The organism is Yersinia hibernica, from assembly GCF_004124235.1.
In the GTDB taxonomy this organism is placed as follows: Bacteria; Pseudomonadota; Gammaproteobacteria; order Enterobacterales; family Enterobacteriaceae; genus Yersinia; species Yersinia hibernica.
Genome location: NZ_CP032487.1, coordinates 1,555,244 through 1,569,074, shown reverse-complemented (window position 1 = coordinate 1,569,074; position 13,831 = coordinate 1,555,244). Strand labels below are relative to the sequence as shown.

Genomic DNA, 13,831 nt, shown 5'->3' with positions numbered 1-13,831 from the left:
CTATTTCTCTCATGGGGTTTATGTAAAAAGAAGTGTGAACGTGACAAAATAAACATAGGACACTCTATAAGGAACGTAAAATATCTAAACAAGATTTAATAGCAAATCAAATAGTGGAAATTTTAAAGTCAAACAATAAACCCGCCTATAAAATATATTTTAAGCAGGCAGGTGAAGTTGTTATTGACTTTTCAAAAGATATATCATTTATATTTGTAGATTTTATTGACACGGAAAACAGATCAAGAAATGAAATAGCCACCATACGGCTCTTAGAGAGAATAAAAAAAGGCGTTACAAATGAAGATCTAACCAAAATATTAAATATCATCACAAATGAATTCGTGAGCAAAATCAGAAAGGACAAAATAAAATCACTCGCTGATGGTTTAGGAAAAGCAACGGGCAAATTTGTCATCAGCACTGCTATTCTTAATGATTTATCTACTATTTTCTCCAAAAGACTCGTGAGCAAATTTCTTGTTGGTTCTTTGTTTTCAACAATTTATTCAATAGGTGGAGCTAGGTCTCGAGCAATTTATGGCTCTGATGCGTTAAGGGAGAAAACACCTGATATATATACTAAGCTAAGAAGTTCTGGTGATTTGGATTTGTTTTATTTTTTGGTGGATAGCTATGCCAGCCCATTTATTGAGGCTATGATAATGAAAGATAAAAATCCCTCCGCGTGGGACGAGATTATCATGAAGATAATAATTGGTCTTGAAAGATAATAATTAAATTTTATCCTTTAACTTAAAGGTTGTTTTTATTGAAAAGTAGAAGCAACCTAATCCAAACATAAGAATAAGTAAGTGACCAACAACATAGCTATAGTTAAATGGAGATAACCCACCGTCATTATATATGTCAATGATGGTTGTAAAAAAGCTGAACACAACAAAGGTAATAAAACAAAACAGACAAAATGATAATGACGCCATTGTGTAAAAAAGAAATTTATTAGTATTCATTATTAGTTCCATTAATTAAAAAATCCCGAATTATATTTATAATAACCAACATTAACCCAAAATGCTATAGCGATTCTGTATGCACTCACAGTAGGGATAACCTTCATGGGCTATCAGTTTGAGTTAGCAATAATTTATGGTAACTCAAACTGATCTTGAACTACTGGTTATCGATTTTTTGAAAAAAGAGCATTCCCTCATAGCGACGATTGTCTTCAAGAGGATCCTTGTTGAAGTCGATTCTGTTTTGCTAAGTAATTTTGGCTTTGAGGACATAAGTGATGCCACAGCCACCTGTTTAAAAGCATTTAACGTTAACTATGATAACTTCTATTGGAGTAATTATTTTCCTTGGAAAGAAAAAGGATTCTTTTCTTTTAAGGAACCAGTCCAAGACAAAAAACCACTGACAATAAAAATGTTTACAGAATCTGCCAAAGCAGGCCGCTGGCTATATGATTAAAATAGACCGGGCCGTTAAACCCAGTTTTATATTTTATGATACTGGCGCTACCGGCCATTCAATTTCAGGGGCTGTCGATATATCTAATTGTTTTAAAGATATGACGTAACCTTTCAGGTTAATCAAGCGCGCTGTGCCAGCATCATCAATAATCCCCAGCATCAAGTCAGTTTGAGCGCAGTAAGCTCGTTCTGAACTAGCCAAATTCGATGGCAGCGCGATCTTTGAGCTTCGGTAACATGCATTTCCTGTAGCCAGATTGGATTTACCACGCACGATAGCGCTGGTCAGACATGTCTTTATAATAAATTAAAAAAAGACCGAATACGATTCCTATTTCAGATTGATATTATAAATTCCATTTTAAATCAATTATATACCATCATTCCATTTAATAAAACACCTCGTTTTACCTTGTTATGCCATCCTTTAAATTCATATAGTTATCAATTAATCTGGAACTATTCGTAAAAATTTCGGGCTATAAATCCAATAATTTGTTGATGAACACTTATCTTTGACAAAGATTTTTTAAGCTCATAACCAACACTAAAAACCGTATTTTACTCTTCAGTAAAATATAACTTAATGGCAGTATTTACTGATTATATAAGTGAGAATAATGCAAAAGATATCAGCACATCATAACAATATGCTGATATCGTAACCTATGGTATTTTTAACTGATTAGAAGTTGTACTTAACTCCTAACATCACCGCAGTATCGCTGTAGCCTTTATTACCAATTTGTTGACCAACATTGCCCCACAGATTGACCTGCTTATTGATTTGCCCTTCTACACCGACTTTCAGTTCACCAATATTGGCTGCACCATCTTGCTTAATGGTTACGCCGTTCATAGTAGTACCAAAATCATTGGTGTTATGAATCCAGTTGGCTTCAACAAAAGGCTGGAATACCCGGTCTTTCCCTTTATCCTGCTCACTGTAACCGTTCATAAAGGCTTTTACCCCCAGACGGGTTTGAATATTTCCATCCCCTTCGCCGGATACACGGGTACCGTTAACTTCTTTATGGTCATCAGCCTTGACACCCATCCAAGTCACCTGGGCTTTCGGTTGGATAAAGTAAGTCGCATTTTTAGCCGCGTTCTCACCTACTTTAAAGGTATAACCGCTCTCAAGAGAAGCTGTCCACCCTTTAGATTTATACTCTTCAGTATTCAATCCTTGGCCATCAACGGTGTTATTGAACCAGCTATATTGCGCCCAGCTATCCACATACAAGCCAGATTTATCGGTTTCATTAGCATACCAAGTACCATAGACACCCGTGCTATAGCCATCAACAGAGGCCCGGGCGCTGTAACCTGATAGACTCGCTCCTGTTCTGCTCTTGCTATTTGCATAACCGCCCATCACACCAAGATGGAAACGGTCCTGCCCGCCATGACTCCACTGAGCAATATCGCCGCCCAATTGCACTACATACCGGTTAGCTTTCGTACTTAGCTGGCCCAACGTATCACGGGAGCGATTATGGCCTCCAGCATTACGCAGCCACAGACTTGTCACTTTCTGTTCTCCGGTTAATGCATCGATATATTGTGTTTCACCCAAACGGTCATGCAGACTCATGGCGAACATGTTGTTCGCTGCAGCCAGGTTCGCTGCATAACCACTGGCTTCCGGACGTTCGACCATTAATGATGGGTCTACTGGGGCAGTAGGATCAACCGGAGCAGTCACCACATCACTACTCAAATACCAATTGGTCGCATTTGTTCCCACGCCACGGGCCAGAGAGTAATCATACGCCCCCGCAACAATACGGCCATTTTGCACGAACTTACCATCTGACTGACCGTTCACCTGAATCAGTTCAATACCATTCAGTGTCTGGGCCCCACTACCTCCAGCATTATCAACGCTAACATAAGTGATTCCACTGGTGTTGCCATTAATGATCATGCTATCCGTTGCCGAGTTATCATCCCCCAGTACGGTGTTGAAATGCAGAAGACCGCTGTTACCTGTATAATTACCATTTACTATCAACTGATTGCCCGTGCTACCGGTACCATTACTAGTTTCATTACCGATAAAAACACTGCCGCTATTAGTAAGATCCGTCCCGACTGTGAACACGTTACTCAATACTGAAGTCACCGGAGCAGTTGGGTTGCCGACAAACAATATCCCGTTGTTATCAACAGCGCCTGCCACTCCACCAAAACCTGCCATAAAAGCACCGTTGGCAATGTTTACTTGTTGGCTAGCTAATGTTATTGGATCAACGTTACTACCTAGGATAAGCCCGCCCGCATTGATGTTCGTCTGGCCAGTGTAGACCGCAGATTGTGTCAACGATATCGTGCCAGCACCATTTTTTGCAAAGTTACCCACCCCAGAGATAGTACTGGCGGAAAGTACAGCATCAAAGCCATTGGTGTCGAATATACCGCCACTTGGACCCAGAATGACATCACCGCTAAGGTTTAGGCTACCAGCCCCCATGTATCTTATTGTGCCATTATCAATTGAGAGAGAAGCCAACGTTGAACTACCCGCCCCGACATTCCATGCAGAGCCAGTATCTAACGTGAGTGAAGAGTTAGCTGCTTCTGCTGAACCAGAGATAACCGAACTGTCACTGGCAGTGATATCAATTGTACTGCCATTGTCTTGCACCAGTACTGGCCCACTCAGTTGAGAGTTAGACACAATGAGGTCAAGCGAGCCACCCTGGCCAATGATAGCTGCACCTTGCGTGCTGTTGAGCGAACTCCCTATTAAGGTAAGTTGGTTTGCACCACCATTGGATTGGACCACATTACTATTACTGCCCGTCACACTAGCAGTTAAACCTTGGAATGTTTGTGAAGCGCCATTGGCGACACTTATTGCTTTACTCGAAGAACCAACGACATTGATATTCAGCGGTGCTGAACTATTAATGGTTGAACCTGTACCGTCGATGATCAATCCCGAGCTGTTAATGGCATTAATATTCAGAGTACCGCCAGCCAAATTGACCACTCCGCTGCTGATTGCCTGAATACCATTACCAGCTAAAGTGGCCGAGTCTAAAACAGACGCATCCGTTATATTAACCTGCCCACTAGTATCTGCAACAATAGCAGTATAGCCGGCAATAGTTGTCGCCAAAGACCCACCATTTACGGTCACAATACCACTGTTTGTTGCATTTACAGCACGTTGAGTCGCGCTAACCGTACCCGAACTGACAACTGAGCTACCTACACCATTGGCTTTGATCCCTGTTCCACTGCCGGTCATCGTACCGCCAGTTGCCAGGATGTAAGAGCCGCCATTATTGGCTTGAGCACCAATGCTACTAGCACCCCCACCAATAATTGTGACTCCGAGGTTTTCGACAACAGCACCCACTCCGTTGACTGTCACACCCACATTATTCCAACCAGGCATATTGATAGTGCCATTGTTGAGTGTTACTCGAGAGCCACTGTCAGCCGCATAGACCCCTGTATTATTAGATGTAACATTAGCATTGGAGACTAAAACTTGTCCCCCAGTGACTGCGGTAATGCCATAAGTATCCCCAACCAAACTGCCCCCCGTAATATCTACGGTCGCGCCGTTTCTAGCGGAAATAGCGGTAGAACCACCACCACCACCAGTCATGGTGATATCTGCTGACGTCGTGACATAGCTACTAGCCAAGCCATCGGCAAGAACTCCAACAGCACCAAAGCCTCCTGCGCTCACCGACCCACCATCAAGAGAGATGGTGGCGCCATTATTGGCATTTATACTGCCGTTTACAGTAAGTGCTGTTGCAGAAATGGAACTCCCACTACCCGTTGCAGTCATGCCATTTGACAAGACACTTCCACCATTCAAAATAACCGAACCACCGAGTTCAGCCCGAACTCCAGTCCCGGCTCCCGAACCAGAAATATCCGCATTGCCAGAGATAACACTGCCAGTGCCACTGGAAACGATGCCATACAGGCCAGAGAGGGAACCGCCATTAAGATTGAGTAGACCACCGTTGTACACTCCCGCCCCCCCGGTACTACCAACTATCGTAGCTGAAGTATCTACAACACTTCCCACACCATCGACAACAAGGCCATATGAGCAACAAATCGTAGCGATACTTGAGGAATTCATGATGATATTGCTACTGGCATCAATATTTGCTTTACCGCCTGAGGTCACATAGAAGGCGGCCGTATTTCCGCCAGAGGCTGGAGCTTGTGAGGTGATAGTTACGTTTGTACCGGTATAATTACCGCCACTAGTCACGGCAACTGCCGGACCTGTGGCAGAATCACGCTCTACATCATTCTCGCTAACCGTACTGTTAACAATAATGGATGGCAATGGTGCAGCCCAGGCATTTCCCGTAGCGAAAGCACTAAGGCCTATAATCAACGGAAGTTTGATAGTAGTCTTTATGGTCATGGAAGTTGATGCTTTACATTTTTTGGTCGTGACGCAAACTTAGTGTTGGTGTACTCTTTACCCTTTGGATGATTGATGGCAAAGATTGATGTGGTTTGTCCTCGCTGTTCTGAAACTCATGGGGTTATCCGAAACGGCCACTCCGGCTCAGGGGCGCAGCTCTATCGCTGTAACCAATGCCTGAAGACCTTCCAGCTCAGCTATCGCTACAACGGAGCTAAACCCGAAACCCATCAGGCCATCGTTGATATGGCGATGAACGGCTCCGGATGCCGCGATACAGCACGGGTTCTACGGATAAGCCTCAATACCGTTCTGCGTCATCTAAAAAACTTACGCCGCACCAGGTAGCGCAAAACGTAGAGCCTAGCGCAGAGGTGGTTATCTGCTGTGAAGCCGATGAGCAGTGGTCATATGTCCGCTGTAAAGGCAATCAACGCTGGCTGTTTTATGCCTATGACCGCATCCGAAAGCGCGTTATCGCCCATGTATTTGGCCCGCGAAATGCTTTGACATTAAAGCGTCTTCTGGTTTTGCTGAGCCAGTTTAGCATTGCCTTCTACATGACCGATGCCTGGCCGGTATACCGCACTTTATTGTCCTCAACCAGTCATGTTATCAGCAAGAAATACACCCAGAGGATAGAGCGACATAATCTGAACTTGCGAACCCATCTCAAACGGTTAGCCCGCAAGACTATCTGCTTCTCAAAATCAGAAGAAATGCACGATAAGATCATCGGATGGTATCTGACAATTAACCATTACCACTAAATCTGCGGCACGACCCATTTTTTCCCTGCTTTTGCAAACTCGGGCACCACATCAAATCGATTCAATGTTGTATTCCAAATTATTTTAAATACTTTATTCATACTATATTCTCAATAAAAGCCTGGTTGACATCAGAATATAACTCTTGATATTAATTAAGGCTTGGTGGTTTATTCCTGGTTTAAAAGTCCATACCCTATATAAGTTATAAATTTATAGATATTCCGTCATGGTCCGTAGTGATGACACAAGAGCTAAAATAAGAATAGACCATTCCATCTATTCTTAAATAATGGCGAGAAACTAAAAATAAACAATCACAGTTGCTATCCATGATACATTTGATATCTGATATTGAATTATTTTTACCACAAAAAACCATGAAAACTACTACAGCATGGGCATAAAATAATTTATATACTCATATGGTGTAGTTTGCATACTAATATTTTTTGTTAATTTTTAATAAAAAATCATCTATGAATATCATAGATGTCATTTAGGTCTTAACCATTACTTCAATAGATAACATCAAAAAAGCAAGAAGAACTATGCATTACCAATCAGCATGGAACTTATTAATAAGATGATTTAATATATTATCAATTTTTTTTTGTTTCTATAGGTCTCGGAGTGGTGTTTTGTAGGAAGTTTCTCATTCCATTATTTATGGCATATAACTTATGGTCAAGTATTCAATGTGTTGATCATGCGGTAGAATCACTCTTTTTGAAGTGTGCATCTGATGGCTAAAGTTGACGTAAAATGCACGTTTTGTGAGCAAATCGAATCTGTTAAAAAGCATGGCCTGGGTAAGGCCAAACTTCAGCGCTATCGGTGCCAGTCGTGCTGCCGTACTTTCCAGCTCGATTATGCTTATCGCGCCTGCCAACCCGGCATGAAATCACAAATTGTCGACCTTGCAATGAACAATGCCGGTATTCGAGACACTGCCCGAGCTTTACATATCAGCATTAATGCCGTTGTGCGCACACTAAAAAACTCTCGCCGAGAGTTGTAACCACGCTTCCTCTGGATAACCTGCAAATTCAGCTTATCTGTGAAGTTGATGAAATGTGGTCGTTTGTTGGCAATAAAAAGCGTCAGCGTTGGCTGTGGTATGCATGGGAGCCTCGTCTCAAACGTATTGTTGCTCATGCTTTTGGGCGCAGGAGCAAAATGACGCAGTGCAAATTACTGGGTTTACTGTCGGGCTTCAGAGTCGCCTTCTGGTGTACAGACAACTTCAGTGCTTATGAGATGTTACCGGCTACAAAAGACATCACAGGTAAGCTTTACACCCAGCGGATTGAACGCGAAAACCTGAATCTTCGTAACCGGTTAAAACGACTGAATCGCAAAACGCTTGGGTACTCAAAATCGGCAGAAATGCATGACAAGATAATCGGCACGTTCATTGAGCGTGAGCATTACCTGCAATGACCCTATCTACACATTGAATACGTGACCAAAAAGTGAGGCTTGGCATCTTTGGATAATTTAGCGCGTTGTTGATAAGAGAGCAACAGGGTAGTTATTTATTTTAAGACGCATAGCTATCTGGCTTGGAGGTAGCGGATATTTTTCAATGCACGTGGGAAATATCTGATGTTGTTCTATTTTCAGAATTTTGCTCACTATAATGGTTTGGAATATTGATCCTTAATCCAATATGCTAGGCGGAGGCGAATGTAGTCAGAACAAGGAAATGTTATGGATTCATCAAGATTTATTAAGGCCATGGCTGAGGGAATCAAGTCTATCCCCATGGATTTATATTTGGGGGTTGAACGTACCTTTCAAGATTTAAAACTTTCCGATGGCGGACGATATTATCAACAACGTAATATGTCTGATGATAAGCGTTTTCTTAATGCCTTCAGTAATCTCATTCGCGATCGTTTTATTATCGCTAAAATAGCAGATATCATCATTCATGATACCCTTAGCCGTTTACCGGATGAAACCATTCAACAATTACACCAAGAGCTTATCTATGGTGCCACTGGTAAAATCACGCGTATGGCGGCACAGACATTGATATCAGGTTATATCAGTGGACGAGTCGTTAGTGGCTTAGCGGCCAGTTCTGCGGTAACACTGAGTTTTAGATTAGGCACCACCGCGATGATTTCCATCGTTATGCTACAAGGGATCGCATCTCGCGCATGTGAATCATCACGGACATTAGCCCGAGAAAATCCATCGCTTTTTAATAAGCTAAAACCGGATGATTACGATATGTTGTTCTTTCTTTTTGAGAAGCCATTCGAGCGTTTTATGAAACTCAGTAAAATGGCAAAAAATAACCCTATGGCGTTGAGGCATTTTGCAGATGAAATCAAAAGTTATTAATGGGTTCTTGCGATTTATCTTCGATATGATTGGCGTTATCGTTACGTTCATAATGGCTATAGGATTTATGATTGCTTATGCCTTCTATGAAGGGATTACCGCCTGGGGTGTTGCTATCGGCTTCTTCGTGGTTGGCGCTGTAATATTCTGGGCAGTGCAAAAATGTAGTGATAAATTCACAGTAACGAAACAGAAATAAAAGATTGGTAATTGCGAATGGTGATATCTGACATTTTTAGCCAGCTTTAAATAACCGGGCCATTAAGCCCGGTGTTGTATTCTAATTTACCTCTTCAGTGGGAATATCCTCGCTTTGGTCAAGTATTCAATGTGTTGATCATGCGGTAGAATCACTCTTTTTGAAGTGTGCATCTGATGGCTAAAGTTGACGTAAAATGCACGTTTTGTGAGCAAATCGAATCTGTTAAAAAGCATGGCCTGGGTAAGGCCAAACTTCAGCGCTATCGGTGCCAGTCGTGCTGCCGTACTTTCCAGCTCGATTATGCTTATCGCGCCTGCCAACCCGGCATGAAATCACAAATTGTCGACCTTGCAATGAACAATGCCGGTATTCGAGACACTGCCCGAGCTTTACATATCAGCATTAATGCCGTTGTGCGCACACTAAAAAACTCTCGCCGAGAGTTGTAACCACGCTTCCTCTGGATAACCTGCAAATTCAGCTTATCTGTGAAGTTGATGAAATGTGGTCGTTTGTTGGCAATAAAAAGCGTCAGCGTTGGCTGTGGTATGCATGGGAGCCTCGTCTCAAACGTATTGTTGCTCATGCTTTTGGGCGCAGGAGCAAAATGACGCAGTGCAAATTACTGGGTTTACTGTCGGGCTTCAGAGTCGCCTTCTGGTGTACAGACAACTTCAGTGCTTATGAGATGTTACCGGCTACAAAAGACATCACAGGTAAGCTTTACACCCAGCGGATTGAACGCGAAAACCTGAATCTTCGTAACCGGTTAAAACGACTGAATCGCAAAACGCTTGGGTACTCAAAATCGGCAGAAATGCATGACAAGATAATCGGCACGTTCATTGAGCGTGAGCATTACCTGCAATGACCCTATCTACACATTGAATACGTGACCAAAAAACCGAATGTCGTGGAATAGAAATATTTAAAAAACAATATATTATGACGCATCAATAGTCCCTTATCCGTTAAATGCCTTTCCCGATTTTATCCACAATTCGATTGTTTTGTACAATGCTAACAACAGAGTTTGCTCCTTCTCTCCGGCCCAGTAGTCATCTGACTTATACCCCATGCCGTGGGTTGAACTGGGTAAATGGCACAGTACCGTTGTTTCTGGGTTACCGTTACAGATGCTGGGGATCTGTAGCGTGCAGCATTGGCCCCGTGCAGAATCGCGCAGGGCTTTACTTCTAAATGCCGGAGATTTCATATCAATACTCCAGCAGTTGGTTAACTGCCTGCTCCATTTCATACTCGTTATCAAAGTGCTGGGCTAATGTCTCATTCCAGATAACACCAGCCACGCCTTTATAAATACGGTCAAAAGCACCCTGATCCATATTCACAAACGCGATACTCCAACGCTGTTTCAATGTCCCGCCTTCAGGGTTAGCCATAAGGTCATAGAATCCTGCCTTAATCATGACGTGGTTGAAGTAGGCTGCATCAGTCTTTACCGCCTCCCCATCAAACCTCTTCTGGCGCTGCCTAATTACCCTGTCTAATACTGCTTGAGCAATAGACTTGGTAACATTCTCATAGAGTCCCGGATCTCCAGCGGCACTCCCCACGGCTTTAGCCACCTCGTGTGCTATCCATTCCTCCGGCGCACTGACAAAAGTCCAGTCTGGCACCCAATAAGAGAAACCCAACTCAAGCAGTTTCCAGAATTTACGGTGATGCTTCAGATTGCGGCAGTCACCAATTGGACTCATTGAAATTGGCGTGCCAACAGGCACCCCCTTCATCGTTTCACGATCATGATCAGTGGCGTACTTGATGCCGCCACCAGGTAACAGCACGCCCAGCACCTCCGTTTTTTTCTTTCTCGGGGACTTAGTTCGCGGTGCTGTTATCATGCGGCCCCCATTAAGGCCAAACACACGGTCTCTCTGCGGATCTGCGCTAAGAATGCCGTGCCAGTGGTCATAAGCTGATCTAACGAGACATAACTTGTTGCTGGCCCGCGCCACGACTTATCAAATACCGCTATCGCACCCGCGAAGAATGCCCCGCTCGGTACTTGCTTATCATCTGCCGGAACAAACCAGTGTGGGAGATCGAAACCGATACGACCACGAATGAAAACAAGGTGATCCGCCTTTTCAGGCCACCAGGTCTCGGAGGTGACTACTTTGATTACCTGGATTCACGCAAAAATGAGTGGGTAGAAATTTAGGCCGAGTATAGGATTTCGGGGAGATTTCGGGGGATTTCGGGGGATTTCGGGATCTTAAAAATAAAACCATATAAATCAATCAGATAAAAAAAGACCGAATACGATTCCTCTTTTAGATTTAAAAGAATTTTTATTTTTAAAATCAAGCAATTAAATCAATATCATCGTAAAAAACACCTTCCATTACCTTACTTACCTAGTCTTTAAATTCATATAGTTAACTGCTAATTCGGAACCATTCGTAAAAATTTCGATACGTTTAATGCGTTCGGCTTGTGTTTTGTAGCAAGGTACGATTAAGTCTGACTGGCAGCTATGAGCGAGGAGCGGAAGTAGTTTATCGTGTGATAATGGTCACACTACAAGCTATATAGTGACATTGGTAATGGGAAGCAAGCCAACAAAAGTATCTTACACTCAGGCCTGTAATCTACTTTGGTGGGTAAAATGCCAGTCTGATCTTGGTTTTTTAGTTGCATCAGTTGGTTCAGCTAGTTTAAATTGTTTCTAACATTAAAAGCCCGTGACAAAAAATGAGACCTATAAAGTTTTCCCAAATGACTTACCTAAATAATTTATGAAGTCGTTATCGGTTCTGTCAGAACTTTCGACTGAGGTATGAAATCGATGAAAAGGAATGAACATGGCAAATAACTTATTAGTTGTTGACACACAAAGTGTAACAACTGTTGTTGACCAATTTAACACGTCACTTGCTACCTACCTATCAAGTTTAGATTTGCCTACAAATAATGTTCTCGTAGATAATTCAGAACGTCATAGAGTTATTTCAAATCTTCCCGATGTCATCAGTAACATGACCGTACAAACCCGGTCTGACTCATTATATTTATCGAAATTTGTCGCGGCATGCGGCGCAGGTCTTTTTGATGCTGCTTTGAATTTCCTCTGGAATGAGACTGTAACCAATTTGAGGTGGAAGGTTTCATTAAATGATATTGATTATTTTTATGATAGCATAATAACCGATCCTAAAAGACGCGATAAATTAAAATCCATTGATGACCTTGTAAAGGTTGAGGAGTGGGAGTTAATTAGGGGATGTCACCTAACAGGTCTGCTTTCAGATTTAGGTTTTAAACACCTAGACTACATTAGGGATATGCGAAATTGGGCAAGCGCAGCACATCCTAACCAGAATCAGCTAACTGGTTTTCAATTGGTTTCTTGGTTGGAAACATGTATTAAAGAAGTTATATCAAAGCAACCAGAACCAGCGGCCTTAAATGTAAATCGCTTTCTGCTAAGTATCAAACAAGAGTCTTTAGATTCGACTGCCATAGCCCATATCAAAACAGGCTTACAAACTCTACCTTTAGATGCTCTAAATTCTCTCTTGCGAACTATATTTGGAATGTATACAAATGATTCCGCATCAGTGCAAATTAAAAACAATATTAAAGCTATTGCAAATGATTGTTGGACCTTAGCATCTGATAGTGCGAAATATAACTGCGGCATAAAATACCAGTCCTTTGCTACCAATGGCGAGAACTCTCGGCGTGATGCTGCAAACGAATTTTTGACTATTGTTAGTGGCTTGCCATATTTACCTGCAGATACACTATCAGTTGAAATGTCGATAAAGATAGATAATCTATATCAAGCTCACAGTGGATGGAATAATTTCCATAGTGAACCGCCTCATGCTTCAGCTTTAGCTGCTTATATATCCAGTACCGGAATTATTCCTGATGCAGTAAGAAAGGATTATGTCAAAACCATAATAATGTGTAAGTTGGGTAATGGATACGGCGTTTCAAATGGAGCTGTATATTATTACGATCAGATGATTGCTAAGTTTGGTGACAACGAATTAAAAGAGTTTGTAAGACTTGTCTTGGATAGTGAGTTTGTATCCAGAGTTTCTATAGCTAGATGTGCTGAGAGTTATAAAAATTTGGCTGCAACATTTGCTTCTACTAACCAAGTTGTAATTCAAGCCCTGGGTTATATCGCATCTGCAACGCTGCCTCAACTCCCTAATATTGGAAGAGTTTCTGCTTATCAACGACTGGTTAATTCATAGAGAAAAGCATAACAGTAAGGTAACGTACTTATTTCAGCCGCCCCCTTTTTCTTAGAGTAAGCGGCTGAATGCGTTTACGTCAAACGAGAGTTTTACTAATTCCCAGAGAGTAAGATAACACGATATTCACAACATCTGCTTTTGGTACGAAGCAGATCAGAATGTGTAAAATGTCCGCTCCTGGCATGCAGCGGACGAGTTAACAGTCCGTAGTGAGCGAGGAGCGGAAGTTTCGTTCAAATTTTGAATAGGTGGTACTGAACTTTCCACTTGGTTGTCAGGTTTGGCCCGAGTTACTTAAACTTGCACGCTCTAAATATTGATAATATAAATCAGTGACAACTACAAATTATTGTATTTTGTGGACAATAACTATTTAAAGATCATGTTATATTTCCACAAACAGTGGATGCTCA

General features: G+C 42.1%; 13 protein-coding genes and 1 pseudogene. 8 read left to right on the top strand and 6 right to left on the bottom strand.

Annotated elements, in window-relative coordinates:
• Positions 1 to 113: 113 nt before the first annotated feature.
• Complete coding sequence (locus D5F51_RS22720; protein ID WP_245994905.1) at positions 114 to 734, top strand: hypothetical protein; 621 nt, start codon at positions 114 to 116, stop codon at positions 732 to 734.
• A 376-nt stretch (positions 735 to 1,110) separates the two neighbouring features.
• The gene (locus tag D5F51_RS07390; RefSeq protein WP_129196019.1) at positions 1,111 to 1,437 is read left to right on the top strand and encodes a DUF1493 family protein; all 327 of its coding nucleotides are present in this window, start codon (positions 1,111 to 1,113) and stop codon (positions 1,435 to 1,437) included.
• 33 nt (positions 1,438 to 1,470) lie between these two features.
• Here the strand turns inward: D5F51_RS07390 and D5F51_RS22980 are convergent, their stop codons facing one another.
• Positions 1,471 to 1,713 carry a tail fiber assembly protein gene (locus D5F51_RS22980; RefSeq protein WP_129196018.1) on the bottom strand — a complete coding sequence of 81 codons (243 nt, stop codon included), beginning with the start codon at positions 1,711 to 1,713 and terminating at the stop codon, positions 1,471 to 1,473.
• Positions 1,714 to 2,124: 411 nt separating this feature from the next.
• Complete coding sequence (locus D5F51_RS07380) at positions 2,125 to 5,850, bottom strand: autotransporter outer membrane beta-barrel domain-containing protein (protein ID WP_129196017.1); 3,726 nt, start codon at positions 5,848 to 5,850, stop codon at positions 2,125 to 2,127.
• 75 nt (positions 5,851 to 5,925) lie between these two features.
• Between D5F51_RS07380 and D5F51_RS07375 the strand changes: the two genes are divergently transcribed.
• Positions 5,926 to 6,623 (top strand): IS1 family transposase gene (locus tag D5F51_RS07375; RefSeq protein WP_100273935.1). Its coding sequence is split into 2 segments (ribosomal slippage): positions 5,926 to 6,184 and positions 6,184 to 6,623, totalling 699 coding nucleotides; the frame shifts between segments, so codons are not numbered across the junction.
• On the opposite strand, the gene D5F51_RS22975 is transcribed toward D5F51_RS07375, so the two are convergent.
• Entirely contained in the window at positions 6,620 to 6,724 is a 105-nt protein-coding gene (locus D5F51_RS22975; protein WP_129196016.1) for an ESPR domain-containing protein, read from the bottom strand. The genes D5F51_RS07375 and D5F51_RS22975 overlap by 4 nt on opposite strands.
• 644 nt (positions 6,725 to 7,368) lie before the next feature.
• Between D5F51_RS22975 and D5F51_RS07365 the strand changes: the two genes are divergently transcribed.
• From D5F51_RS07365 to D5F51_RS07350, 4 genes are all read left to right on the top strand, one after another.
• Positions 7,369 to 8,066, top strand: a protein-coding gene (locus D5F51_RS07365) for an IS1 family transposase (protein ID WP_129196014.1) whose coding sequence is annotated in 2 segments (ribosomal slippage) — positions 7,369 to 7,618 and positions 7,618 to 8,066 — 699 coding nt in all. Because the reading frame shifts where the segments join, the coding sequence is not laid out codon by codon here.
• Between the two features lie 270 nt (positions 8,067 to 8,336).
• Positions 8,337 to 8,978: a hypothetical protein gene (locus D5F51_RS07360; protein WP_129196015.1), complete on the top strand. Its 642-nt coding sequence runs from the start codon at positions 8,337 to 8,339 to the stop codon at positions 8,976 to 8,978.
• Positions 8,959 to 9,177 carry a hypothetical protein gene (locus tag D5F51_RS07355; RefSeq protein ID WP_050130796.1) on the top strand — a complete coding sequence of 73 codons (219 nt, stop codon included), beginning with the start codon at positions 8,959 to 8,961 and terminating at the stop codon, positions 9,175 to 9,177. The genes D5F51_RS07360 and D5F51_RS07355 overlap by 20 nt, the downstream gene beginning before the upstream one ends.
• 176 nt (positions 9,178 to 9,353) lie before the next feature.
• A protein-coding gene (locus D5F51_RS07350; protein WP_129196014.1) for an IS1 family transposase occupies positions 9,354 to 10,051 on the top strand; the annotation gives its coding sequence in 2 pieces (ribosomal slippage) (positions 9,354 to 9,603 and positions 9,603 to 10,051; 699 coding nt in all).
• 93 nt (positions 10,052 to 10,144) lie between these two features.
• Here D5F51_RS07350 and D5F51_RS07345 read toward each other — a convergent pair.
• From D5F51_RS07345 to D5F51_RS07335, 3 genes and pseudogenes are all read right to left on the bottom strand, one after another.
• A complete protein-coding gene (locus D5F51_RS07345) occupies positions 10,145 to 10,396 on the bottom strand; it encodes a nuclease domain-containing protein (RefSeq protein ID WP_129196013.1) in 252 nt (83 codons plus the stop codon).
• A 1-nt stretch (position 10,397) separates the two neighbouring features.
• The gene (locus tag D5F51_RS07340) at positions 10,398 to 11,045 is read right to left on the bottom strand and encodes a DUF1367 family protein (protein WP_129196012.1); all 648 of its coding nucleotides are present in this window, start codon (positions 11,043 to 11,045) and stop codon (positions 10,398 to 10,400) included.
• A gap of 29 nt (positions 11,046 to 11,074) precedes the next feature.
• Positions 11,075 to 11,329: pseudogene (locus tag D5F51_RS07335) on the bottom strand (DNA N-6-adenine-methyltransferase); the annotation flags it as partial.
• Positions 11,330 to 12,008: 679 nt separating this feature from the next.
• On the opposite strand from D5F51_RS07335, the gene D5F51_RS07330 reads away from it, so the two are divergent.
• Entirely contained in the window at positions 12,009 to 13,415 is a 1,407-nt protein-coding gene (locus D5F51_RS07330; protein WP_046694917.1) for a hypothetical protein, read from the top strand.
• Positions 13,416 to 13,831: the final 416 nt, after the last annotated feature.